Source organism: Ciceribacter azotifigens (assembly GCF_048159625.1).
Taxonomy (GTDB): Bacteria; Pseudomonadota; Alphaproteobacteria; order Rhizobiales; family Rhizobiaceae; genus Allorhizobium; species Allorhizobium azotifigens.
On sequence record NZ_JBLQTA010000019.1, the window covers coordinates 33,112 to 58,553 of the forward strand.

At 62.6% G+C, this 25,442-nt stretch carries 21 protein-coding genes and 1 tRNA gene; 19 read left to right on the forward strand and 3 right to left on the reverse strand.

Annotated elements, in window-relative coordinates; translation table 11 throughout:
* Nucleotides 1–10 precede the first annotated feature (10 nt).
* From ACM6UT_RS20405 to ACM6UT_RS20430, 6 genes are all read left to right on the forward strand, one after another.
* Nucleotides 11–85 (forward strand) — tRNA-Asn (locus ACM6UT_RS20405).
* A 219-nt stretch (nucleotides 86–304) separates the two neighbouring features.
* Nucleotides 305–976, forward strand: coding sequence for a protein-L-isoaspartate O-methyltransferase family protein (locus ACM6UT_RS20410; protein ID WP_416799179.1), 672 nt, complete (start codon nucleotides 305–307; stop codon nucleotides 974–976).
* A 305-nt stretch (nucleotides 977–1,281) separates the two neighbouring features.
* Nucleotides 1,282–2,610, forward strand: coding sequence for a TolC family outer membrane protein (locus tag ACM6UT_RS20415; protein ID WP_416799217.1), 1,329 nt, complete (start codon nucleotides 1,282–1,284; stop codon nucleotides 2,608–2,610).
* Between the two features lie 148 nt (nucleotides 2,611–2,758).
* Nucleotides 2,759–3,511, forward strand: coding sequence for a PopZ family protein (locus ACM6UT_RS20420; RefSeq protein ID WP_416799180.1), 753 nt, complete (start codon nucleotides 2,759–2,761; stop codon nucleotides 3,509–3,511).
* Between the two features lie 143 nt (nucleotides 3,512–3,654).
* Nucleotides 3,655–6,498, forward strand: a complete 2,844-nt coding sequence (locus ACM6UT_RS20425) for a valine--tRNA ligase (protein WP_416799181.1) — start codon at nucleotides 3,655–3,657, stop codon at nucleotides 6,496–6,498.
* A gap of 400 nt (nucleotides 6,499–6,898) precedes the next feature.
* A complete protein-coding gene (locus ACM6UT_RS20430; RefSeq protein ID WP_416799182.1) occupies nucleotides 6,899–8,056 on the forward strand; it encodes an OmpP1/FadL family transporter in 1,158 nt (385 codons plus the stop codon).
* Here ACM6UT_RS20430 and ACM6UT_RS20435 read toward each other — a convergent pair.
* Nucleotides 8,046–8,525, reverse strand: a complete 480-nt coding sequence (locus tag ACM6UT_RS20435; protein WP_416799183.1) for a hypothetical protein — start codon at nucleotides 8,523–8,525, stop codon at nucleotides 8,046–8,048. The genes ACM6UT_RS20430 and ACM6UT_RS20435 overlap by 11 nt on opposite strands.
* 69 nt (nucleotides 8,526–8,594) lie before the next feature.
* Here ACM6UT_RS20435 and exoR point away from each other — a divergent pair, with 69 nt between their 5' ends.
* Nucleotides 8,595–9,392 carry an exopolysaccharide production regulator ExoR gene (exoR, locus tag ACM6UT_RS20440; RefSeq protein ID WP_416799184.1) on the forward strand — a complete coding sequence of 266 codons (798 nt, stop codon included), beginning with the start codon at nucleotides 8,595–8,597 and terminating at the stop codon, nucleotides 9,390–9,392.
* A 9-nt stretch (nucleotides 9,393–9,401) separates the two neighbouring features.
* Here the strand turns inward: exoR and xth are convergent, their stop codons facing one another.
* Entirely contained in the window at nucleotides 9,402–10,196 is a 795-nt protein-coding gene (xth, locus tag ACM6UT_RS20445) for an exodeoxyribonuclease III (protein WP_416799185.1), read from the reverse strand.
* A 214-nt stretch (nucleotides 10,197–10,410) separates the two neighbouring features.
* On the opposite strand from xth, the gene ACM6UT_RS20450 reads away from it, so the two are divergent.
* Entirely contained in the window at nucleotides 10,411–11,913 is a 1,503-nt protein-coding gene (locus tag ACM6UT_RS20450; RefSeq protein ID WP_416799186.1) for a nucleobase:cation symporter-2 family protein, read from the forward strand.
* Nucleotides 11,914–11,970: 57 nt separating this feature from the next.
* Here ACM6UT_RS20450 and erpA read toward each other — a convergent pair whose 3' ends face one another.
* Nucleotides 11,971–12,303, reverse strand: a complete 333-nt coding sequence (erpA, locus tag ACM6UT_RS20455; protein ID WP_416799187.1) for an iron-sulfur cluster insertion protein ErpA — start codon at nucleotides 12,301–12,303, stop codon at nucleotides 11,971–11,973.
* 189 nt (nucleotides 12,304–12,492) lie between these two features.
* Between erpA and ACM6UT_RS20460 the strand changes: the two genes are divergently transcribed.
* From ACM6UT_RS20460 to serS, 11 genes are all read left to right on the forward strand, one after another.
* The gene (locus ACM6UT_RS20460; RefSeq protein ID WP_416799188.1) at nucleotides 12,493–13,710 is read left to right on the forward strand and encodes a deoxyguanosinetriphosphate triphosphohydrolase; all 1,218 of its coding nucleotides are present in this window, start codon (nucleotides 12,493–12,495) and stop codon (nucleotides 13,708–13,710) included.
* A 64-nt stretch (nucleotides 13,711–13,774) separates the two neighbouring features.
* A complete protein-coding gene (argS, locus tag ACM6UT_RS20465) occupies nucleotides 13,775–15,535 on the forward strand; it encodes an arginine--tRNA ligase (RefSeq protein ID WP_416799189.1) in 1,761 nt (586 codons plus the stop codon).
* A 67-nt stretch (nucleotides 15,536–15,602) separates the two neighbouring features.
* Entirely contained in the window at nucleotides 15,603–18,374 is a 2,772-nt protein-coding gene (locus ACM6UT_RS20470; RefSeq protein WP_416799190.1) for an SPOR domain-containing protein, read from the forward strand.
* Between the two features lie 118 nt (nucleotides 18,375–18,492).
* Nucleotides 18,493–19,509 (forward strand): beta-N-acetylhexosaminidase, encoded by a 1,017-nt coding sequence (gene nagZ / locus ACM6UT_RS20475; RefSeq protein WP_416799191.1) that lies wholly within the window; start codon nucleotides 18,493–18,495, stop codon nucleotides 19,507–19,509.
* Between the two features lie 65 nt (nucleotides 19,510–19,574).
* Complete coding sequence (locus ACM6UT_RS20480; RefSeq protein ID WP_416799218.1) at nucleotides 19,575–20,378, forward strand: segregation and condensation protein A; 804 nt, start codon at nucleotides 19,575–19,577, stop codon at nucleotides 20,376–20,378.
* Nucleotides 20,379–20,383: 5 nt separating this feature from the next.
* Entirely contained in the window at nucleotides 20,384–21,106 is a 723-nt protein-coding gene (gene scpB, locus ACM6UT_RS20485) for an SMC-Scp complex subunit ScpB (RefSeq protein ID WP_416799192.1), read from the forward strand.
* 94 nt (nucleotides 21,107–21,200) lie between these two features.
* Nucleotides 21,201–22,304, forward strand: a complete 1,104-nt coding sequence (locus tag ACM6UT_RS20490) for an ABC transporter ATP-binding protein (protein ID WP_416799193.1) — start codon at nucleotides 21,201–21,203, stop codon at nucleotides 22,302–22,304.
* Between the two features lie 41 nt (nucleotides 22,305–22,345).
* Nucleotides 22,346–22,540, forward strand: coding sequence for a twin-arginine translocase TatA/TatE family subunit (locus ACM6UT_RS20495; protein WP_129331076.1), 195 nt, complete (start codon nucleotides 22,346–22,348; stop codon nucleotides 22,538–22,540).
* A gap of 64 nt (nucleotides 22,541–22,604) precedes the next feature.
* Complete coding sequence (gene tatB / locus ACM6UT_RS20500) at nucleotides 22,605–23,225, forward strand: Sec-independent protein translocase protein TatB (protein ID WP_416799194.1); 621 nt, start codon at nucleotides 22,605–22,607, stop codon at nucleotides 23,223–23,225.
* Nucleotides 23,222–24,040: a twin-arginine translocase subunit TatC gene (gene tatC, locus ACM6UT_RS20505; protein WP_416799195.1), complete on the forward strand. Its 819-nt coding sequence runs from the start codon at nucleotides 23,222–23,224 to the stop codon at nucleotides 24,038–24,040. The genes tatB and tatC overlap by 4 nt, the downstream gene beginning before the upstream one ends.
* 111 nt (nucleotides 24,041–24,151) lie before the next feature.
* Entirely contained in the window at nucleotides 24,152–25,435 is a 1,284-nt protein-coding gene (gene serS, locus ACM6UT_RS20510) for a serine--tRNA ligase (protein WP_416799196.1), read from the forward strand.
* The last annotated feature ends 7 nt before the right edge of the window (nucleotides 25,436–25,442 follow it).

Here is a 25,442-nt window from a genome sequence, read left to right on the forward strand (position 1 = left end):
CGAGCGGTGATCCCTGGTAGCTCAGCGGTAGAGCATTCGACTGTTAATCGACAGGTCGCCGGTTCGAATCCGGCCCGGGGAGCCAGATTTCTCAGCAGAAATGCTGAATGCAAGGCCGGTTCGGTTTCCGAACCGGCCTTTGTTTTTGTCCCGCATGTCGGCTCTCCCCTCCGTTTTGTCTGTGCTTTCGAGATCAGTTCGTCGCGATTTCCCCTGATCCCGAAGGGGAAGCCTTGAAAGCGAGCCTTCCTGCAATTATGACACGCCCAGAGACAGACACCCGGCCGCAAGTGGGACGACAATCATGATGGACTTCGAAGCTGCACGCACCAAGATGGTGGACAACCAGATACGCACGACCGATGTGACGTCGCATTCCGTGCTTTCGGCGTTCCTGACGGTACCGCGCGAGGCATTCGTACCGGCTGACCTGAAGCCGCTCGCCTATATCGACGAGGACCTGCAGATTGCGCCCGCCAAGGACGGCAACCCGCCCCGCTACATCATGGAGCCTTCGCCGCTCGCCAAGCTCGTCCAGCTCGCCGCGATCACCAAGGATGATGTTGTCCTTGAGATCGGTTGTGGCGCAGGCTACGCAGCGGCGATTCTCTCGCAGATTGCCGGCTCCGTGGTCGCCGTCGAGTGCGACGGGACGCTCGCGACGAACGCGACGGCAACGCTTTCCGAACTCGGCTATGACAACGTGGCGGTGGTGACCGGCGAACTTGAAAAAGGCTATGCCGGCGAGGGCCCTTATGACGTCATCTTCATCAACGGCGCCGTCGAGGAGGTGTCCGAGGCGCTGTTGTCCCAGCTCCACGAAGGGGGACGACTGGTCGCCGTCGTCGGCTACGGCAACGCCGCCCGCGCACGGCTCTACGTCCGCGCGCACGGCGTGTCCTCCTTCGGCGAGCATTTCAACACGTCGGTGAAGCCGCTGCCGGGCTTCCGCAAGGCCGCAGAATTCGTCTTCTGAACCGTACCTGCGACATATTGGCCGGGGACGGCGGAGCCGTCCCGAATTGCCTTTGATCGAACCGATGCGGCATGTTGTTTTTTGGCAACGTCGAATCGGTTTTCTTTTTGCGGCCGGCCAGCCCGGGTTGCGGCTTTGCGAACGCCGGGTCATCTAGGTGAGGGGAGCGGCCGCGCCGGCCCGGAACTGAGTCCATGGTTTTGGTTCACGACGGGATGGATCGGCGGAAAAATTGGAGTTGATGTCCCGTGTCGTTCATTCGAAAGACCGTATGTGCCGTCAGCTTGGCGTCCGTCTTGGCGCTGATGCCGGGAATGGCGGCCGCCGAAACAATCTTCGGCGCCATGGCAAAGGCCTATGAGAACAACCCCGATCTCAACGCCGTGCGGGCACGCCTGAGGGCGACCGACGAAAACGTCACCATCGCCAAGGCGGGCATGAGGCCCCAGGTCGCGGCAACCGCCTCGGCGACGCAATTGTCGGTCAGTCATATGAGCGGCATGCCCTCGGGCTACACCAATGACTACAATCAGACGGACGTCGGCCTCTCGATCACGCAGATGATCTTCGATGGATTTCAGACGCTGAACAATGTTCGAGCAGCGGAAGCGGGCGTCTTCGCCAGCCGTGAAAACCTGAAGGCCAATGAGATTTCCATACTGCTCGCAGCCGCACAGGCCTATGCGGACGTGGCGCGCGACCAGCAGATCGTGGTCATCCGCAAGCAGAACCTCGCCTTCCTGCAGGAGCAGCTGAACGCGGCGAACGCCCGTCTCGAAGTGGGTGAGGGTACTCGCACCGACGTAAGCCAGGCAGAGGCGCAGCTTGCCGGTGCGCAGGCGCTTCTCGCCGCCGCGATCGCCCAGTTGAAGCAGAGCGAGGCGACCTATGTGCAGGTCGTCGGCGAGATGCCCTCCGGGATCAAGCAGCCCAATCCGGCGAGCAAGGCGCTGCCGTCGAGCCTTGACAACGCGGTCGCCTCGGCAATCCGCGAGCATCCGTCGGTACTTGCCGCCCTGCATGCGGTGGATGCTGCCGGCTATCAGGTGAAGTCTGCCGAAGGCATGCTGCTTCCCGGTGTGGTCATCCAGGGCAATGTCGGCCGCCATACGACATCGAATACCAATACGAGCGATACGGATTATTCGAGCGCCTCGATCACCGCCCAGCTGAAGGTACCGCTCTACCAGGGCGGTGCGGAATTCGGCCGCATCCGTCAGGCGAAGGAGACGCTGGGCGAACAACGCATCATGGTCGACTCGGCTCGCGCGGCAGTTCTCCAGCAGGTGACTTCGGCCTATGCGCAAATGCAGGCCGCGACCGCGGCGATTTCGGCTGCACGCAAGCAGTTGAGCGCCGCCAATCTCGCTCTCCAGGGCGTCATCGAGGAGCGCAATGTCGGGCAGAAGACGACGCTCGACGTCCTGAATGCCCAGGATACCGTGCTTCAGGCCAAGGAGAGCCTCGTCAGCTACCAGCGGAACGCTGTCGTCGCGAGCTATTCGGTCCTTGCTGCATCCGGCAAGCTGACGGTCCAGAGTCAGGGGCTGGAGGTTGCCGAATACCGCTCCGAGGTGCACTACGAGGCGGTCAAGGACAAGTGGATCGGCCTGCGCACCGTCGACGGCCGCTGAGGTCTTTCCTCCCGAATAAACCTGTGCATCACGCCGAAGCGAGCCTGCGGCGTGATTTTTTTCCCCTTAGGAGTATCCTAAGCTGAGAACGAATCAATAATCGGTCGCCGCGCCGACAGTTGAATCTTCAGGGAAAACGGGGAAGAATATGGCTCAGCCAAGCGTAGCGCGTGAACCGTCGATGGAAGAGATCCTGGCATCGATCCGCCGGATCATCGAGAGCAACGATCCGGAGAGCGCCAAGCTGGATTCCGCCTCCCTGCCGCCGGTCTACGAAGACGAGGACGGTGACGACGATCTTGCGCTGGCGATCGGCGAAGCTGCACCCGCCATGTATCCCGCAAACGACCGAGGAGCCGCATCCCTCCAGGTTGTCGAGCCGGTCGAAAAGCCGGCCCCGAAGAACATTTCCCTTGCCGATCTCGCCGCCCGCGTCCGCTCGTCCAACGAGCACGTCGAGCAGCGTATCCCTGAACCTGTGGTCGGCCGCCCCGTCGAGGCTTCGCCCTCCGTCAGCCCGGTGATGACGAGCCGGATGGCCGAGCTTCGTTCGTCGGTCCCGCAGGTCGAGCCCGAGCGGGAAGCGGTGCGGGATTCCGCCGTTCCGGCAGGGACGTTCGTTGCGGCAGATGTGGGTGCAGAGGCGGTTATCGAAACACTGCAGTCGGCCGAGAGCGAGAGCAAGGCGCTCGTCTCGGCGGAGACGCACGAGCAGGTCGCCCGTTCCTTCGGCGAACTCGCCGAGGCGATCGACGGCAGCCAGCGTCGCTCGCTCGACGAGATGGCGGAGGAGATGCTTCGCCCGATGCTGCAGGAATGGCTCGACGACAATCTGCCGACGCTCGTCGAACGGCTGGTGCGCGAGGAGATCGAACGGGTCGCGCGCGGCCCGCGCCGCTGACGTTTCCCTCAACGAAGACAGGAACAGGCCGCTCCGGTGTCCGGGGCGGCTTTCTTGTTGACACTGGCGGCCCCGTCCGGTTTACCGCTTAAATGACATCAATCGTGTTGATCCCTTCAACGCTTTCTGGGTTTGGTCAGGAAATGCTCGAAAAAACCTACGACGCCACGTCAGTCGAACCGAAAATCGCCAAGGCCTGGGAGGATGCGGACGCATTCCGCGCCGGCGCCAATGCCCAGGCCGGCGAGGACAGCTTCACAATCGTCATACCGCCGCCGAACGTGACCGGTTCGCTGCATATGGGTCACGCGCTCAACAATACGCTCCAGGACATCATGATCCGCTTCGAGCGCATGCGCGGCAAGGACGTGCTGTGGCAGCCGGGCATGGACCATGCCGGCATCGCGACGCAGATGGTCGTAGAGCGGCAGTTGATGGAGCGCCAGCTTCCCGGACGGCGCGAAATGGGTCGCGACGCCTTCGTCGAGAAGGTCTGGGAGTGGAAGAACGAATCCGGTGGCCTGATCTTCAACCAGTTGCGCCGTCTCGGGGCCTCCTGTGACTGGTCGCGCGAACGCTTCACCATGGATGAGGGCCTTTCCGAGGCGGTCGTCGAGGTCTTCGTCAGCCTCTACAAGGAGGGGCTGATCTACAAGGACAAGCGGCTCGTCAACTGGGACCCGAAGCTGCTGACGGCGATCTCCGACCTCGAGGTCGAGCAGATCGAGGTGAACGGCAATCTCTGGCACCTGCGCTATCCGCTGGAAGACGGCGTCACCTACCAGCATCCGGTCGCCTTCGATGAAGATGGCAATCCGACCGAATGGGAGACGCGCGACTATCTGGTCGTCGCCACGACCCGTCCTGAAACCATGCTCGGCGATACCGGCGTCGCCGTCCATCCGGACGATGCGCGCTACAAGGAGATCGTCGGAAAGCACGTGATCCTGCCGATCGTCGGGCGCCGCATTCCGATCGTCGCGGACGAGTATCCGGACCCGACCGCCGGCACCGGTGCCGTCAAGATGACGCCGGCCCACGACTTCAACGACTTCGAGGTCGGGAAGCGTGCCGGCCTCGGCATGGTCAACATCCTGAATGTCGATGCGACGGTGGGCATCGTCGGCAATGACGATTTCCTCGAAGGACTGACGCCGACCCGCGAGCAGGAGATGGTCTGGTCCGAACTGGAAGGGCTCGACCGTTTCGCCGCCCGCAAGAAGATTGTCGAGATCCTCGAGGCTGAAGGGCTGGTCGACAGGATCGAGCCGCACAAGCACATGGTGCCGCACGGCGACCGCGGTGGGGTGCCGATCGAGCCGCGGCTGACCGAACAATGGTATGTCGACGCCAAGACGCTCGCCAAGCCGGCAATTGCTTCGGTTCGTGAAGGCCGCACGAAATTCGTGCCGAAGAACTGGGAAAAGACCTATTTCGAGTGGATGGAGAACATCCAGCCCTGGTGCGTCTCGCGCCAGCTGTGGTGGGGACACCAGATTCCCGCCTGGTATGGCCCGGATGGCCAGGTCTTCGTCGAGAAGACCGAGGAAGAGGCCCTGCACGCCGCCATTCAGCATTACATCTCGCATGAAGGTCCTTGGAAGGCCTGGGTCGAGGAGAAGCTTGAGAACTTCGCGCCGGGCGAGATTCTGACGCGTGACGAGGACGTCCTCGACACATGGTTCTCCTCCGCGCTCTGGCCGTTCTCGACGCTCGGCTGGCCACAGAAGACCGAGGCGCTCGCCAAGTACTATCCGACCGACGTGCTGGTCACCGGTTTTGACATCATCTTCTTCTGGGTCGCCCGGATGATGATGATGGGGATGCACTTCATGAAGGACGAGAACGGCACGCCGGTCGAGCCTTTCCATACGGTCTATGTGCATGCGTTGGTCCGCGACAAGAACGGCCAGAAGATGTCGAAGTCGAAGGGCAACGTCATCGATCCGCTGCAACTGATCGATGAATACGGCGCCGACGCGCTGCGCTTCACGCTGGCCATCATGGCGGCGCAGGGGCGTGACGTGAAACTCGACCCCGCCCGTATAGCCGGCTACCGCAACTTCGGCACCAAGCTCTGGAACGCGACCCGTTTCGCCGAGATGAACGGTGCCGCGACCGATCCGCACTTCCTTCCGGAGACGACGACACTCGAAATCAACCGCTGGATCCTGACGGAACTCGCGCGGACCGAGCGCGACGTGACGGAGGGAATTGCCAACTATCGCTTCAACGATGCGGCGGGTGCCCTTTACCGCTTCGTCTGGAACCAGTTCTGTGACTGGTACCTTGAACTGCTGAAGCCGGTCTTTGCGGGCGAGGACGAGATTGCCAAGAAGGAGGCGCAGGCCTGCGCAGCCTACGTGCTCGAAGAGACCTACAAGCTCCTGCATCCCTTCATGCCCTTCATCACGGAGGAACTCTGGGCCCATACGGCGGGCGAGGGCAGCGAGCGGGAAACCCTGCTCTGCCACGCGGCATGGCCGGCGCCCGACTTTGCCGACGAGGGCGCTGCGAGCGACATCAACTGGCTGATCGATCTCGTGTCGGGTATCCGCTCGGCGCGTGCCGAGATGAACGTGCCGCCCGGAGCCGTTGCGCCACTCGTCGTCGTCGCTGCGAATGGCGTGACGCAGGAACGTCTGCGGCGCCATGAAGCGTCGATCAAGCGGCTGGCGCGCGTAGAGAGCATTTCGCTTGCCGCCGAGGCGCCGAAGGGCGCCGCCCAGATCGTCATCGGCGAGGCGACTGCCTGCCTGCCGCTCGGAAGCCTGATCGATATCGGCGCGGAAAGGGTCAGGCTGGAGAAAGCGATCGCCAAGGTTGACCAGGAAATGAACAGGATCGCTTCCAAGCTGGCCAACGAAAAGTTCGTCGCCAATGCCAATCCGGACGTCGTCGCCGCCGAACGCGAGCGCTACGGCGAACTGGAGATCCAGCGCGCGAGCCTTGAGACGGCAGTGAGGCGATTGGCGGAGGCCGGCTGAGTCGCCGCCGCCCAACGCCCCTCTCCGGACTTTCGTCGGGTTTTGGTGGAGCCGCATGCCGAAATGGCATGCGGCTTTCTCATTATCGATTTGATTCGGCAAAAAAAATTGCGTCGACCGTTTCGGTGGAAACCCGCACGGATACGGACATCACAAATCTGTGAGTGTGTTCAAACGGCAACAGATTGCGCGTGTGTTGGAAAAATGTTCCAAGATGAGTCAGGCGAGTTGAAGCTTTCGGAAATATTTTCTTCAGTTTTTGATATCTTACGTCCACGTCAGTATTTTTACGTAAATTTGGCAGTTTCCGGCGGCTGCGATCTCTCGCGTGGTAACGTTGTGATATCGAAGCTCGTGATTACAATGCTCGCAGTCGCAATGCCTTGGAGTGGGGAGAGATATGGCAAAGCAATTTTTTAGGTCCGGTGTCGTATTCGCAGTCGGTTTCGGCGCCTTGGCGTCGGTGGCGAATGCCGGTGGCTTCAGCCGTGGTGAAGCCGATACCGACATCCTGTTCGAGGACGGTACGTATGTGGCGCGGGGCGGCGTCATTTATGTTTCTCCGCATCGCAAATTTGACACCATCGCAGGCGCTGCGGCCACCGACGACGAATATAGCAACGACTTCTGGATTCCGAGCTTCGCCGCGAAGTTTCAGGTATCGGAGAACTTGGGCTGCGCATTCACGTATACACAGCCCTTCGGTGCCGACGCGGATTATGGTCCGCAGGCTCAGATGGCAAGCCTCGCCAGCGGCGGCGCGGGAGCGAGCCACAAGGATTTCACCACCAACGAATATGGTGCGACCTGCGACGTGAGTGCGCAGGCTGGCAAGGGGCGCGTCCATTTTCTCGGTGGCGTTTTCCTGCAGGACTTTAAGTACACCGCGAACGCGTATCGCGGCGATTTGAAGCTGGAGGATGACGCAGCCTTCGGATATCGCCTGGGTGTCGCCTACGACATCCCGGAATATGCGATGCGCGCGCAGTTGATGTATCGCTCCAAGGTCAAGCACGATGCCGATGAGGGCTCGTTCGATTGGGATCCGGCGATCGCGCCTTTCGGACTGCAGGACGCCTTCGGTAGTGGCACGCTGCCGCAGTCGCTGAAGCTCAGCCTGCAGACGGGTGTAGCGCCCGGCTGGCTGGTTTACGGCTCGGTCAAGTGGACAGACTGGAGTGTTCTGCAGACCCTCGACTACAGCGTCGGAAATCCGATGGCGCCGGGTGGCTACACGCCCCAGCAGGACGTTTACAACTGGAAGGACGGCTGGACGCTTCAGGCCGGCGTAGCCCACCAGTTTAACGAACAGTTCGCTGGCACGGTGAACGTCACCTGGGACAGCGGCGTCGGCACCGGTGCAGACATCTACTCCGACACTTGGTCGGTCGCGGCCGGCGTTTCCGTCAAAGCGGGTCCCGGCGAGCTTCGTTTCGGTGGCGCGGTCAGCTACCTGACCGAAGGCAGCCAGTCCTTGGCGGACGGTGCGAGCTATGACGCTACGGCAGACGGAGACTGGGCATACGCGGTCTCGGGTTCCTACCGGATCACCTTCTGAAGACACTTTGCTTGATACTGAAAAGCCCGGTTCGTCCGGGCTTTTCGCTGTATATGGTTGTGGCAGTCTCCAGGATGTGATGAATCTGCAACATTTTCCCTATCGTTGCAGGGGTGCCGGAGATCCGGGGATTTTGTCCATTTCCCGCCACAAACTGAGCGCAGCGATGCCGTGACGAATGCTTGAGTTGGGTGTTGCGTAGTTCGTCGGTTGAGTAAGACATGAGCCTTGTAGCCGCAGAAAACCTTCTGAATCCCGCAGATGCGCCGAGAAGATCGGTATCCAGGGATTGCGCCTTGTTTTTTTTGGCGCTCGCGACCTCCACAGCCGCAGTCTTGCCCGAAATACAAACTACCTTGATGAAGGTCGCCGATGACCTCTCGATGCCTGGCAAAGCAAAGCATGCCGGAGGAGGCGTGACGGTGAACGGTATGTTCACCAGTGTCGCGGACAATAGTTTCACGGACATGGTAAGTCGAGCCGGACGAGGCCTCGAAGGCTACCGTCGTCTGTGGTGATGTGGAAGAAATACGCAATCATGCAAACGCCAGACTGGAAATATCCGGGTAAGCTGCTGTTCTCCTCGCTGCTTTTCGTCCTGGCCGGGACGGCGGCGGGCCACGCCTTCGACATCAACGCCGGCGTGAGCAAGGAGTCAGGACCCTTCGACCTCTTCAAGTTCGGCTTCAAGGCCTACAAGAACGGTCAGAAGCAGGAGGCTGTCGAAGCCTATCGCTATGCCGCGGAGAAGGGGCATACCGGCTCGCGCTGGGCGCTGGCGAACATGTATGCGGACGGCGACGGCGTCGTCGAGGACGATTTCGAGGCATTCAAGATCTATACTGAGATCGCAAGCCAGGGCGTCGAGCCCGGTTCGGAGGATACCGGCTTCTTCGTCAACGCGCTGCTCGCGCTTGCCGGTTATTATCGCAAGGGCATTCCGGGCAGCCCGGTCAAGATCGATCTGACGCAGGCGCGTCAACTCTATTTCCAGGTCGCCTCGACCTTCGGCGTGCCGGAGGCGCAGTTCCAGCTTGCCAGAATGATGTTGTCGGGTGAGGGCGGCAAGGCCAGTATCCAGCAAGCCAAGAAGTGGCTCAATCTGGCGCGCAAGAGCGGGCATCCCGGCGCCATGGCGGTGTTCGGAAACCTGATTTTCCAGGAAGGCCAGAGTGTCCGCGGTCTCGCCTTCATGACCGCTGCACTGGACAAGTGCAAACCGTCGGACTGTCTGTGGATGCAGGACCTGCAGGAGCAGGCCTTCTCTCTTTCCAGCGAAGACGACCGCCGTGTTGCGATCGCGCTCGCTCCGGAGATCTACCACCAGCCGGAATGACGGCTGCCCTCAGGCCGCCTCGAAATCAAACCAGCCCGACACCGGCACGTGGTCGGAGGGCTTTTCCCACGTCCGCACGTGCTTTTCGATCTGCGCGGCCCGGAAGCGGTCGGTCGCCTCCGGCGAGAGCAGAAGATGGTCGATGCGGATACCGTTGTTCTTCTGCCACGCACCGGCCTGATAATCCCAGAAGGAATAGAGTTTGGTTTCGTCGGTCGTCGCGCGCACTGCGTCGACGAGGCCGAGATGTTCGAGCCGGCGGAACGCCTCGCGCGTCTGCGGCAGGAAAAGTGCGTCGCCGGCCCAGACCAACGGGTCATGGCAGTCGTAAGGCTCGGGGATGACGTTGTAGTCTCCGGCGAGGATCAGCGGTTCCTCGAGCGCGAGACGGTCTTCGGCGAACGTCTTCAGCCGCTCCATCCAGGCGAGCTTGTAGGGATACTTTACCGGATCGTCAGGGGGATTGCCGTTCGGCAGGTAGAGCGAGCAGACGCGCAGCGCCCCGCCCTTGACCGAGAACACGCCTTCGATGAAGCGCGCCTGTTCGTCCCCGTCATCGCCGGGCAGGCCGCGATTGACCTCGTCAGGCTTGATTTTCGAAAGCAGGGCTACCCCGTTGAAGCCCTTTTGGCCGTGCGTCTCGACATGGTAGCCGAGCGCCTCGATCTCCAGTCTCGGAAAGCCGGCGTCTTCCGACTTGATCTCCTGGAGGCAGACGATGTCGGGCGCGGAACTCTTCAGCCACTCGCAGAGATTTGCGATGCGCGCCTTCACTCCGTTGATGTTCCAAGTGGCGATCTTCATGGACTGCTTCCCTTCGTCTTCCCTTCTTCATAGACGACAGGGCGGAATTTGCCACCGGCTTTTGTGCATTGCCGGCCGCGGCCCCTTTGACATTCCATGACAACACTCCATTCTTCCCTGGCCGGCTCATGGGGGCGGACGAGCCGGTGGACGCTCCATTCGGGGCAAGTAGCGCCGGGCGACAAACGTTCGCAAAAAAGAGGGGACACTACTCATGCCAAATGTCAGTACGAAGACGCATCCTGTCGACGAAGTGCTGCCGATGTCGCGGCTCGCGACACTCGGTCTGCAGCACGTTCTTGTCATGTATGCCGGTGCCATCGCCGTACCGCTGATCATCGGCCGCGCGTTGAAGCTGCCGCCGGAAGACGTCGCCTTTCTGATCTCCGCAGACCTCTTCGCCTGCGGCATCGTTACATTGATTCAGTCGCTCGGCGTCACCCAGTGGTTCGGCATCCGCCTGCCGGTGATGATGGGCGTTACGTTCGCGTCGGTCGGTCCGATGGTCTCGATCGCCGATCTCTCGGGCGGTGCCGATGGCGCACGCCTCATATTCGGGTCAATCATCGGTGCCGGCATAGTCGCCATGCTGATCGCACCGCTGGTCAGCCGCCTGCTGCGCTTTTTCCCGCCGGTCGTAACCGGCACGATCATCCTTATCATCGGCGTTTCGCTGATGAAGATCGGCATCAACTGGATCTTCGGAAATCCGTTCGGGCCGACGGCGCCAAGCCTTGTCGATCCAGCGCACGCCAAATGGCTCGAGGACATCAAGACCCTGGCGGCGGCCAGTGCCGGCGCGATCCCCGAAATCCCGCCGAAGCTCGGCCTTGCGGCGAGTGTACCCAATGCGGCTTATGCTCCCCTGTCGGGGATCTCTGTCTCGGCCGTCGTATTGGCATCGATCCTGCTGATCGCACGTTTCGCCAAGGGTTTCGTCGCCAATATTTCCGTGCTCCTCGGCATCGTTATCGGCGGTATCCTTACCGCAGCCACGGGCATGATGACTTTCGACAAGGTGGCGAGTGCCGCCTGGTTTGCACCGGTCCTTCCCTTTCATTTCGGTATGCCGATCTTCGACCCGGTCCTGATCGTCACCATGACCATCGTCATGCTTGTCGTCATGATCGAGTCGACCGGAATGTTTCTGGCCCTCGGTGAGATGACCGGCAAGCCGGTCACTCAACCGATGCTGGCGGCGGGCCTTCGCTCCGACGGCCTCGGCACCCTGATCGGCGGCATCTTCAACACTTTCCCGTATACGAGCTTCTCGCAGAATGTCGGCCTCGTTGGCGTCACCGGCGTCAAATCGCGTTTCGTCTGCGTCGCGGGCGGGGTGATTCTGATCGTCCTCGGTCTGCTTCCGAAAATGGCGGCGCTGGTGGAATCGTTGCCAACCGTCGTCCTCGGCGGCGCCGGTTTGGTCATGTTCGGCATGGTCGCCGCGACCGGGATCCGGATCCTTTCGGGCGTGGACTTTAAGACCAGCCGCAACAATCTATTCGTCGTCGCGATATCCATCGGGTTCGGCATGATCCCGCTGGTCGCGCCGAACTTCAAGCAGTGGATGCCGCATAGCATTCATCCGCTGATCGATTCCGGCATCCTTTTGGCCTCGATCTCGGCCGTGGTACTGAATGTCTTCTTCAACGGGACCTCTTCCGCCAGCGAAGCGGAAGTGCGCAAGGCTGCCATGGCCGGCGATGGAGGTCACTGACAACGACAAGCCGGCCGGGGTAGAGCCCGGCCGGTCTTCACAGCGGTATTCGCGAAACTAGATCGAAAAACTGGTCCCGCAGCCGCAACTGGCCACCGCGTTCGGATTCTTGATCTGGAAGGACTGGCCGAGCAGGTTGTCGACGAAGTCGATCTCCGAACCGGTCATGTAGACGAGCGAGATCGGATCGATGACGACTGTCGCACCGTCCTTGGTGATGACGAGATCGTCGGATTCCGGCGCGCCTTCGAGGTCGAACTTGTAGGAAAAGCCGGAGCAGCCTCCTCCTTCGACGGAGACGCGCAGGGCGCGCTTGTCCTGTTCGGCGGCAACCACGGCCGCGATCCTCTTCGCTGCGGCGTCGGAGAGGGTGATGGTCGATTCGCTCATTTGTCCTCCTGACGGGTTCAAGGCCCGTGGAAAATCGATGGTTGATCCCGGCCGCCGGCGGGAAGCGGGGTCCGTCCGCCTCATTTTGCCGGCAAATCGGCTCCCGGCACGCTCTCATGCTTGCGGGATCATCTGCTATAGGTATGAAGGCGGGCAACGGGCGTCAATGGGGATGAGACGGAACGGACGATGACGATCGACAGGACTGCGTTGGGTTTCGGCACCGGTGAGCGGGCGGTCTATGCGGCCGACCCTTGGTCGTCCCGCGGGCGGCTGTTTGCCGAATTGAGCAGTCCGACGCGCTCCGACTTCCAGCGCGACCGCGACCGCATCGTCCACACGACGGCCTTTCGGCGGCTGAAGCACAAGACGCAGGTCTTCATCGGAACGGACAGCGATCACTACAGGACGCGGCTCACTCATACGATCGAGGTCGCCCAGATCGCCCGCGCGCTCGCCAGAGCCCTCAGGCTGGACGAGGACCTCGCCGAGGGCGTGGCGCTGGTGCACGACTTCGGCCATACGCCTTTCGGACACACGGGCGAGGATGCGCTTCACGACGTGCTGAAGCCGTACGGCGGTTTCGACCACAATGCGCAGTCGCTGAGGATCGTGACGAAACTCGAGCGCCGCTATGCCGAATTCGACGGGCTGAACCTGACCTGGGAGACGCTTGAGGGACTGGTCAAACACAACGGGCCGCTCCTGACGTCGCAGGGCGAGGGGACGCGCGGACCCGTCCCGAAGCCGATCCGTGACTATTGCGAGCTTCACGATCTCGAAATCGACACTTTCGCCAGCCTTGAGGCGCAGGTGGCGGCGATTGCCGACGATATCGCCTATAACACGCACGACATCGACGACGGATTGCGCTCCGGCTACCTGACCTTCGAAATGCTGGAGGACGTGCCTTTCCTCGCAGGATTGATGGCGGAAGTGCATGGTCTCTACCCGCGGCTGGAGTCGAGCCGCTTCACCCACGAGATCACACGCCGACAGATCACCCGGATGGTGGAGGACGTGATCTCTGTCGCACAAGAACGTCTGCGGGAGATCAAGCCCGGCTGTGCGGCGGATGTTCGCCACGCCGACCGCGTGATCGCGACCTTCTCCGCGGAAATGGCCGAGACCGACCGGCAGATCAAGCGCCTTCTGTTCAGCCGCATCTACCGTCATCCCGACATCATGCGCATCCGCGCCGGCGCGGCCCAGATCGTCACCGATCTCTTTCATGCTTACATGCGAGATTCGTCGCTGATGAGCAGCCACTACTGGGTCGACCACATCGCCGGACTCGACCAGCCGGCCAAGGCCCGTCACGTGGGCGACTATCTGGCGGGTATGACCGACACCTATGCGGTCAACGCCCACCGCCGTCTGTTTGACCGGACTCCCGATTTGCGCTAGGCAGCGGCCAGCAAATTCCCCCGTACATAACCGGAGCTCGTGGCTTCCGGCGTGGAAAACGACGATGAATCTTTTCGCAGACTTCGAAACAAGAATTAAGAACGCACTAGAAACATTAGAAATCGTGAAGGAAAAGCGTTCCTCGCTTGACTTCGGACGAATTGTCGTCGAGCCGCCGCGCGATGCGAGCCACGGTGATGCTGCGACGAATGCGGCGATGGTGTTGTCGAAGCCGCTGGCGACGAATCCTCGTGCTCTTGCCGAGATTATCTGCGAGAAGCTGAAGGAAGACGAGGACATTTCCGAAGTCTCCGTCGCGGGGCCCGGCTTCATCAATATCCGCCTGTCGACGGCGTACTGGCAGCGGTTGCTCTCCGCTATGATCGCTGAAGGAATCGACTTCGGACGCTCTTCGGTCGGCGCGGGCCGCAAGGTGAATGTCGAATACGTCTCGGCGAACCCGACCGGTCCGATGCATGTCGGCCATTGCCGCGGCGCGGTGGTCGGCGACGCGCTCGCCAATCTCCTGCAGTTCGCGGGCTACGAAGTCGCCAAGGAGTACTACATCAACGACGCCGGCGCGCAGATCGAGGTGCTGGCTCGCTCCGTGTTCCTGCGCTATCGCGAAGCCGTGGGCGAGGACATCGGCGAGATCCCGGCCGGCCTCTATCCGGGGGACTACCTGGTTCCGGTCGGCAAGGCGTTGGCGGAGGAATACGGAGTCAAGCTCCACAACATGCCGGAAGAGCAGTGGCTGCAGATCGTCAAGGACAAGGCGATCGACGCCATGATGGCGATGATCCGGGAGGATCTCGCCGAACTCAACGTCCACCATGACATCTTCTTCTCGGAGCGCACGCTGCACGCCAATGGCGCGGCGGCGATCCGCACGGCGATCAACGATCTGACCTTCAAGGGCCACGTCTACCGCGGAACCCTGCCGCCGCCGAAGGGGCAACTCCCGGAGGACTGGGAGGATCGCGAGCAGACGCTCTTTCGCTCCACCGAAGTCGGTGACGACATCGACCGGCCGCTGATGAAGTCCGACGGCAGCTATACTTACTTCGCCGCCGACGTCGCCTACTTCAAGGACAAGTTCGATCGCGGTTACGACGAGATGATCTATGTGCTCGGCGCTGACCACGGCGGGTACGTCAAGCGCCTGGAAGCGGTCGCGCGCGCAGTCTCGGGTGGCAAGACGAAACTGACCGTTCTTCTCTGCCAGCTCGTGAAGCTCTACCGCGACGGCGAGCCGGTGAAGATGTCCAAGCGGTCGGGAGACTTCGTGACGCTGCGCGACGTCGTCGAGGAAGTCGGCCGGGATTCCGTCCGCTTCATGATGCTTTACCGCAAGAACAGCGAGCCGCTGGACTTCGACTTTGCCAAGGTGACGGAACAGTCGAAGGACAATCCGGTCTTCTACGTGCAGTATGCGCACGCCCGCTGCATGTCGGTGTTCCGCCAGGCAAAGGAAGCATTCCCCGATATCGACTTCGACGGGCTCGATCTGTCGTCCGCAGTGAAGGGGATGATCGAGGATCCGGCCGAGCTGCAGTTGGTTGCGAAGCTTGCCGAATATCCGCGCGTGATCGAAGGTGCGGCACTGTCGCAGGAGCCTCATCGCGTCGCGTTTTACCTCTATGATCTCGCCAGTTCTTTCCACGCGCACTGGAATAAAGGCAAGGATCAGCCGGAATTACGATTTGTTAACGATAAGAACCGAGAATTGAGCATCGCCAGGCTTGGGCTGGTGCGTGCTGTCGCCTCTGTTCTGAAGTCCGGACTGACCATTACGGGCACTGATGCTCCGGTTGAAATGCGATAGTATTGTCACCATTTCCCCACAAAGCACTGGCATGGCGTGTAGTCGCGTTAGTGAGTGGAACTAGGTAATGGTACAGAAACAAGCCGCATTCAACAGTCGACTGGGCGGTGAAGACTTCGCTGACGACGATCCGTTGGCGGAGCTGGCCCGGATTGTCGGCTTCGAGCCGCCCGCCGCTCGCGACGTGCCGCGCGAACCGCAGATCGTCGAGAGCCGCGCCATCCCGGTTCCATCGGTCGACCGTCCGTTCAGTCTGGAAGACGAGCTGCTGCGGGAGTTCGAAAACTACGAACGTGGTCAGCCTGTCGTTCCGCAGGTCGACACGCCGATGGCGCCGGTCGACGTCATTCCGGTTGTCGAAGAGGCTGTGCCGGTTCTCGATGCGATCGAGGAAGGCGAGGAACTCGAGCTGCACACGGCCGGAGCAAACGAGGCCGTGCTGGCGGAGGCCGAAGATGCCCTCCGCAATGCTGAGCAGGCCTTTGTCCCCGAAGCCGCCGAGACGATTTCCGCCGACCTCGCCGACGAACTCGAGATGGCGGTATCCGCCGCTCCCGTCGAACCGGTCTGGCCCAGAAGCGAAGCGGAACCTCGCCTGAGGTTGCCACTTGCGAACTTCCACGTCCCTCAACCTTCTGCCCCCCGAGTGGAGCCCTCATTCGCGATCGAGCGCGAAGAACCTGTGGCCGCCGCAGTGGACGAGGCGCCGCGCTTGAGTCCGGTCGAGACATCGAACTGGATGTCCGGCACCGGGCTGCAGACGATCGAACGTGCTGAATCCGACGGTCACGCGACCGAGCAGCCGTCGCCTGTTTCTGACTTTGACGTGTTTTCCGCCGGTACACCGGGCTACGACGCACCGGCCGTTGCAGTGCCTGAGCGCCCGCCGGTTTCCACGACACCTGCTGCGCGGGCGGAACCCGATTTCTCTTTCTCCTTTGCAGACGAGCTTGCCGCCGACGAGGACCAGTCCCGGCCCGTTCCGCAGGCCGCTGCCGAACCGGCGGCGACGGCTGCCGCGCCCTCGGCGGCCATCGACGAGGATGTGTTCGATCCCTTCGCTGATGGCGCGTTCGAACTCGATCTCGACGACATCGAACTCGATTTCTCGGACCTCGAGGTAGAGCCGGAAGCAGAGAAGCCTGTCGACGCCGAGAGCCTTCGTGGCGAGCCCGCGGCCGCTGTGGCGCCGCCTGCACCGGCTGAAACCGCAAGACCTGCGGTCGCTCCGGCTGCTGCCGCCGCTCCGGTCCCGGCTTTCGTCACTGCACCTGCCAGCGTCATGCCGGCGATGCCGGAGGACGAGGAATTGCCCTTCGACCTTTCGGAAATCGCCGAACAGGATGAAAATCCCGAAACAATCGCGGTCCTCGACGTGCCGGAGATTCCGGTTCACGAACACAAGGAACCTGTCGCTCCGCGCCACGACTACGAACTCGACATCGATACCGAGCTGGCGTCGCTTCTGAGCGAGGCGGTCGTTCCCGCCGCCGCAGCGGCACCTGCTGCCGCACAGCCGGCTGCGGCCCCGGCGGCTGCTGCCGCGCCGGCGATCGCCGACGATTTCGAGGCGTTCGAAAAGGCACTCGAACAGGACCTCAAACGCTCCTACGAGGGCGAGAAGGGTTTTGCCGGCGCCGTCAACCGCATTCCGCTCCAATCGGCCGCTGAAGAGTTTGATTACGATGAACCGCGGCCTTCCCGCGCCCGGCTCCTGGCTGCCTCCGCCGCCGGCGTGCTGGTGCTCTTGGCCGGCGGTGGTCTCTATGCCTGGATGACGGGGTCGGAATCGTCCGTTCTCGGCTCGGGCGAGCCGGTCGTCATCGCCGCCGACAAGGAGCCGGTCAAGGTGGTTCCGGAGGACAAGGGCGGCAAGACGGTGCCGAACCAGGACAAGGCTGTCTACGACAGGGTCGCCGGCGCCGCCGTCGACGATCCCAAGCAGCCGAGCCTGATCTCCTCGAGCGAGGAGCCGGTCGATGTCGTCCAGAAGACGCTGATTCCGGAGACCTTGCCGCTCGAGGGTGAAAACGAGCCCGATGCCATGCCGACGCCGGTCGGCGAAACGGAAGACCCGCGACTGTTGCCGAGCGATCAGTCTGCGGACCAGCAGGCCGCAGGCAGCACCAGCGACCCCGTGACGATCGCGCCGCGCAAGGTGCGGACGATGATTGTCCGTCCGGATGGAACGCTGGTGGCGCAGGAAGTCGAACAGCCTGCGACCGAAGCAACAACGGCTGAGGCTCCGGCGGCGCCGGCGCTTGCTCCGCCGACGACGGAACCCGTCGGGCAAGTCCCGGTTGCGGCCGCCGCGCCCTCGGATGCGGCGAACCAGCAGCAGACTGTTGCCGAACTTGCAGCACCGGTCACTCCGCAACCTGCCGCCGGCGCCACGACGCCTGCGGCCGAAACGCCCGCGGAACCTGTACCCGCGGAGACGACCGCCGCTCCGGCAGTCTCCGCTCCGGTTCCGACGGCACGCCCGGCAGAACAACCGGTCAACGTGGTAAGCACGGTGACCGAACGCGGCAACGTGAAGCCGGTCGAAACCGCGGCGGCTTCACCCGACGCTGCGGCCGCCCCGGCAGTGCCTGCCGGCGGTTACGTGATCCAGATCGCCTCGCTGCCTTCGGAAGCGGATGCGCAGAGATCCTACAAGAATCTCTCGGCGAAGTTCGGAAACGTGATCGGCGGTCGTGCCTACGAGATCAAGAAGGCGGAGATTGCCGGCAAGGGGACCTATTATCGGGTCCGTATTGCAGGCGGGAGCAAGGACGAAGCCGTCGCCCTTTGCGAGCGTTACAGGGCGGCCGGCGGCACCTGCCTGGTGGCGAAGTAGGGCCCGAACCCGAAAATTCCATGATGAGATGGCGGAAACCCCGTGTTTCCGCCATTTTTCTTGTGCATGACCTTGCGCGGCGCTTCGGCTTTTCACCCGCGCCTCTTATGATTCGGGCATGAGCACCAACAAAGCGATGATCCTGGGCTGCAGCGGCCTGAAGCTGACCGCCGACGAAAAGGCCTTCTACCGGGACGAGCAGCCCTGGGGCTTCATCGTCTTCGCCCGCAATCTGTCCGAGCCTTCGCAGATCGGGGATCTGGTCGCGGAAATGCGCGAAACGGTCGGCGGACGCAACGCGCCGGTGCTGATCGACCAGGAAGGCGGCCGCGTCCAGCGTATCCGCGAGCCGATCGCCCCGCGTTATCCTTCCGCCGCCGTGCTGGGGGATATCTACCGCCGCGACCGCGGCCAGGGACTGCGCGCCGCCTGGCTGATGTCGCGGCTTCACGCCTTCGATCTTCTTAGACTCGGCATCAACGTCGACTGCCTGCCGGTGCTCGACGTGCCGGTGGAGGGGGCAAGCAGCGTTATCGGCGATCGTGCCTACGGAACCGATCCGGTGACGGTCGGTGAAATGGGCGAGGCGGCGGCGGCGGGGCTCAGGTCCGGCGGCGTGCTGCCGGTCATGAAGCATATCCCCGGCCACGGCCGCGGCATGGCGGACTCCCACCACGAACTGCCGGTGGTGACGACCAGCCTTTCGGAACTGGAAGCCCATGACTTTGCGCCGTTCAGGCGGCTCAGGAACGAGCTCATGGCGATGAGCGCCCATGTGGTCTACACGGCGGTCGATCCAGATCACCCGGCCTCGACCTCCCGTAAAGTGATCGAAGACGTCATCCGTGGCCGCATTGGCTTCGACGGTCTGCTGATCTCGGACGATTCCTCGATGAACGCGCTCAAAGGCACGCTCGGCGAACGCGCGGCGGCGATCGTCGCCGGTGGTGGCGACATCGTCCTTCACTGCAATGGCGTGATGGAGGAAATGCGGGCGGTCGCCGCGCAGGTTCCGCCGCTTGCCGGCAGGTCTCGTGAACGGGCCGCCGCTGTCGAAGCGGCTTTGGCGTCAGTGGGAGAGGCGGACGAGGTCGCATTGCGTGAGGAGTTCGAGAGCCTGAGGGCGTCGGCATGAACGGCCGCCCCGGACAGGTTCCGGTCGACCGTCAGCGAGCCGGAGCGCAGGGCGCGTCCGCCGCCATGCCGATGGACAAGCTGTGGCAGGAAGCCGATTCCGAACGCCTGTCCGGCGAACCGGCGCTCGTCATAGACGTGCAGGGCTTCGAAGGCCCGCTCGACCTGCTGCTCTATCTCGCCCGCAACCAAAAGGTCGACCTCTCGCGGATTTCCGTTCTGGCACTCGCCGAACAGTATCTCGAATTCATCGAGACCGCCCGCCGCATCCGCATCGAGCTGGCCGCCGACTATCTGGTGATGGCGGCTTGGCTCGCCTACCTGAAATCGCGCCTCCTGATCCCACAGCAGGCGAAGGACGACGGTCCTTCTGGCGAGGAAATGGCCGCAACGCTTGCCTTTCGGCTCAAGCGGCTGGAGGCGATGCGCGAAGCGGCGACGCGCCTCATTAACCGCAACCGCCTCGGTCGTGATGTCTATGCGCGCGGTGCGCCCGAACATGTGCCGACGCGGGTCGAATCCGCCTACGAGGCGACGCTCTACGACTTGTTGACGGCCTATGCAGCGTTGCGCCAGCGCCAGTCGATCACCCAGGTGACGATCGAACGGCGCCGCGTCTGGTCGCTGGCCGATGCCCGCGCCATATTGACGCGAATGATCGGCGAGATCGGCGACTGGACGACGCTCGACCAGTATCTTCTGCGCTATGCGACGACGCCCGAGGAACGGGTGACGGCGATTGCGAGTGCCTTTGCGGCCTCGCTGGAGCTTGTCCGCGAGGGCCGGCTCGAAATCCGCCAGGAGGGGGCCTTCGCGCCGATCTACATGCGCGGTGGCCCGCGGGCCGCCGAACTCGCATCGTCGGAGTAAGCGCGATGGTGGAGGCCTTGCAGGAGGAGCGGTTGGATCTCGGCGACGACGAGGAATTCACGCCCGAACGCGACCGTGCCGAACGCGAAGCCCTGAGGATCGCCGAAGCACTGGTGTTCGCATCCGCCGAGCCCGTCTCGGAGAAGTTTCTGGCGGATCGACTGCCGCGTGGCACGAATGTGACGGCGCTGATGCAGACTCTGAAGGTCGAATATGCCGTTCGCGGTGTGAACCTCGTGCAGATCGGCGACCATTGGGCCTTCCGCACCGCCGCGGACATCTCCTTCGTCATCCGCAAGGAGGAAAGCGAGGCGAAGAAGCTCTCCCGCGCCGCGCTCGAAGTCCTGGCGATCATCGCGTACCACCAGCCGGTGACGCGCGCTGAGATCGAGGATATCCGGGGCGTCCAGACGTCGAAGGGAACCCTCGACGTGCTGATGGAGGCGGGCTGGGTTCGTTTCCGCGGACGGCGGCGCTCGCCGGGGCGGCCGGTAACGCTCGGCACCACGCGTGATTTTCTCGATCATTTCGGGCTCGAGGAGCTTCGCGATCTGCCCGGCCTCGAGGAACTGAAGGGAGCGGGCCTACTTTCCGGCCGCATACCCGCCAACTTCAACATCGCCATTCCTGCGGTCGGCGACGACCTGACCGAGGACGAGGATCCGATCACGCAGCTTGATCTGGAGGAACTCGGCCTCTTGACACCGGGTGGTGAACCGGACGAATAGGTTCATGTTTTGAACTGCAACGGGTTGCGCCCGGATTTGCGGGCAGCCGTAAGGCCGCCGTAACGGCAAAGAGCGCAACCGCTCGGACGGTGGAATGAATTCGAACACGGCAATCGCACCCCGAGGCAGCGCCAGACGCACGGCCGGTGTGACCTTTGCGGCCCGCCTGAGCTTCGAGGACATCCGTCACAGCTATCACGGCAAGGAAACCATTCGCGGCGTGACACTCGCCGCCGAAGCGGGAGAGGTGCTCTGCCTGCTCGGTCCTTCCGGATCGGGCAAGACGACCCTGCTGCGCATTGCCGCAGGCATCGAGGTCCAGACCGCCGGCCGGCTGCTCCTCAACGAGCGCGAGGTGGCGGGGCCATCGGGTTTCGTGCCGCCCGAACAGCGCGGCATCGGCTTGATGTTTCAGGACTTCGCGCTGTTTCCCCATATGAGCGTGATCGACAACGTCCGTTTCGGCCTCACCGCGCTTCCGGCCGGCGAGGCGAGGGCCGAGGCGATGCTGGCGCTCGAGCGCGTCGGTCTCGCCCACTATGCGGACAAGTATCCACACGTCCTCTCCGGCGGCGAGCAGCAGCGTGTGGCGCTCGCACGGGCGCTGGCACCCCGGCCGGGTGTGCTCTTGATGGACGAGCCGTTTTCGGGGCTCGATTCCCGCCTGAAGGACACGATCCGCGCCGACACGCTGGCGATCCTGCGGGAGACGCGGGCGACCGCCGTTGTCGTCACCCACGATGCCGAGGAAGCCATGCGCATGGCCGACCGGATTGCCCTTCTGCGCGACGGAAAGCTGGTTCAGGTCGGGACCTCGGATGATCTTTACCGGCGGCCGAAGGACCTCTTCGCGGCGGCCTTCTTTTCGGAGATCAACGAATTCTCCGGTGTCGTGAGGAACGGGGTGGTGGACACACCGCTCGGTGTCGCTTCTGCGGGCACGATTCCGGAGGGGCGTGATGTTTCCGTCGCGGTGCGTCTGTCGGGCGTGCATGTGCTGCCCGAAGGCGGTCCGATCCCGGCCCGCATCATGTCGCGGCGATTTCTCGGCGTGGTCGAGATGCTGACGCTTGCAGTTCCCGGACGGGAGCAGCCGGTTCGCGCGCGAATCCGCGCCGATCTCTTGCCGCCGGGCCTCAAGGACGTGACCGTGAGGGTCGATCCGCGAGACATTTTGGCATTTGAAAAAGATGCGTAAACATCTTACATCGATGGAACGCAAAACCGAGGGAGTTTGTAATGGGTTCTTTTAGCATGTGGCACTGGCTGATCGTTCTGGCGATCGTGCTGCTCTTGTTTGGCCGCGGCAAGATTCCGGAACTGATGGGCGATGTCGCCAAGGGCATAAAGAGCTTCAAGAAGGGCATGTCCGACGACGATACCCCGGAAACGCCGAGCAAGACCGTAGAGCACAAGGCCGACGAAACGAAATAAGGCCGGTTCCCGGCCTGGGTGCATGCGGTCCCTCCAAGGGTCGGTGGCTTCAGGAGCCTGATTTATGCTGGATATTGGCTGGACCGAACTGCTGGTCATCGCCGTGATCCTGATCGTCGTGGTGGGGCCGAAGGACTTGCCGCCGATGATCAGGGCGTTCGGAAAGATGACCGCGCGGTTGCGCAAGACTGCGGGTGAATTTCGCGCGCAGTTCGATGAGGCTTTGCGTGAGGCGGAGCTCGACGAGTTGCGCCAGACGGTCAACGATGTTCGAAGCCTCAATCCTGCGAATGCGCTCCGCGATGCCGTCAACCCGCTGCGGCAGGCCGGCAACGAGATAAAGAGCGAATTGCAGAAGGCGACCACGCCGGACGTGAAGCCGGCGGAGGCGTCGCCGGAGACTGTCGCAAGCGAAAGCACCGTCACACCCGTAGCTCCGCCAATGGCCGCGCCGGTGACGGGCGTCCCCCCGGAGCTTTCCGCGCCGACTGCGGTCTCCGCTGGACAGGAGAAGGCAAAGCCGGCCGCGAAGAGGGCAACCAAGCCCAAGGGCGAGAAAGCCGCTGCCGCACCGGTCGCAAAGACGGCGCCCAAGCGTACCGCCTCCGCTTCGAAGAAAGCAGAAACGGCGGCGAAACCGGCCGCTCGCAAGCCGCGTACCGCCAAGAAAGAGGATAGCCAATGAGCGGCGATCTCGAAGACAAGCCGCAGCCGCTCGTCGAACACCTTATTGAACTGCGCACGCGGCTGATCTGGTCGCTCGTTGCCTTCTTCGTCGCCTTTATCGGCTGCTTTGCTTTCGCGAAGGACCTCTTCAATCTTCTGGTCATTCCCTACAAATGGGCGGTGATCTGGGCCGGCCTCGACGTCTCCAAGGCGGAGCTCATCTATACGGCACCTCAGGAGTTCTTCTTCACCCAGGTGAAGGTCTCCATGTTCGGGGCGCTGGTCATTGCCTTTCCGGTGATCGCCGCGCAGATCTACAAGTTCGTCGCTCCCGGCCTATACAAGAACGAGCGTCAGGCCTTCCTACCGTTTCTGATCGCCTCGCCGATCCTGTTCCTGATCGGTGCCGCGCTCGTCTATTTCTTCTTCACGCCGATGGTGATGTGGTTCTTCCTGGCCATGCAGCAGGCACCGGAGCAGAACGGCATCGCAATCTCGCTGATGCCGAAGGTGTCGGAGTATCTGAGCCTCATCATGACGCTCGTCTTCTCCTTCGGGCTCGTCTTCCAATTGCCGGTGGTGACGACCTTGCTTGCTCGCGTCGGCCTGCTTGAGAGCTCCTGGCTGGCGGCGAAGCGCAAGTATTTCGTCGTCGTCGCCTTCATCATCGCCGCCGTGCTCACGCCGCCCGATCCGCTTTCCCAGATCGGCCTTGCGCTGCCCACGATCCTTCTCTACGAGGTAGCGATCTATGCTGCGCGACTCGTGGAGCGCAAGCGCGACGCCGCGGCCCTGGTCGAGGCGGGCGAGTCCGCGGACGCCGGCAAGGTTTGAGCTGCGCCGGCAGCGGTCCTTCCGTCGCCGGCTTCGGAGATGCGGCGGCTGGTGTGCCGCCGCTAAGACCGTTCTCGCCCGACGACCAAGACAACACGATCTGGAACGACAATGCTTGATATCAAATGGATCCGTGAAAACGCCGAGGCTCTTGACGCGGCGCTGGCAACGCGCAGTGCGGAACCGCAGGCGGCACATCTGATTGCGCTCGACGAGAAACGCCGCTCCGTCGTCCAGAGCCTGCAGGACATGCAGTCGCGCCGCAATGCCGCCTCCAAGGAGATCGGCGCCGCGATGGCGCAGAAGAACATGGAACTTGCCGAGAAGCTGAAGGCGGAAGTGGCGAATCTGAAGGATGCGATGCCGGCTGCCGAGGATGCGGAGCGGCAGGTCTCGGCGGAACTCGCCGACGCGCTGTCGCGTATCCCGAATATTCCGCTCGACGACGTCCCGGTCGGCAAGGACGAGCACGACAACGTGGTGAAGCGCGTCGTCGGCGAAAAGCCCGGCTGGAACCATGCCGCAAAAGAGCACTACGAGATTGGCGAAGCGTTAGGCTACATGGATTTCGAGCGGGCCGCCAAGCTTTCTGGCGCGCGCTTCACGGTTCTGACCAGTCAGCTTGCGAAACTCGAACGCGCGCTCGGTCAGTTCATGCTCGATCTCCACACCACCGAGCACGGCTACACCGAAGTCTCCTCGCCACTGATGGTGCGCGATGAGGCCATGTACGGCACCGGTCAGCTGCCGAAGTTCGCCGAGGACCTGTTCAAGACCACGGACGGGCGCTGGCTGATTCCGACCGCCGAGGTCACGCTCACCAATCTGGTCTCGGGCGAGATCCTCGAGCAGGAGAAGCTGCCGCTGCGCTTCACTGCACTCACCCCGTCCTTCCGTTCGGAAGCGGGCTCCGCCGGACGTGACACCCGAGGGATGCTGCGGCAGCACCAGTTCTGGAAGTGCGAGCTCGTCTCGATCACCGATGCGGAGAGCTCGATTGCCGAGCACGAGCGCATGACGGCCTGTGCCGAAGAGGTGTTGAAGCGGCTCGGCCTGCATTTCCGCACCATGACGCTCTGCACTGGCGACATGGGCTTCGGCGCGCGCAAGACCTACGACATAGAGGTCTGGCTGCCGGGCCAGAACACCTACCGCGAAATCTCCTCCTGCTCGGTCTGTGGCGACTTCCAGGCGCGCCGGATGAACGCCCGCTATCGCGGCAAGGACGACAAGGGAACGACCTTCGTCCACACGCTGAACGGTTCCGGCGTCGCCGTCGGACGCTGCCTGATCGCGGTCATGGAAAACTACCTGAACGAAGACGGTTCGATCACGATCCCCGATGCATTGCTGCCGTACATGGGCGGTCTGAAGCGGATCGAGAAGGCCGCGTGACGGAACG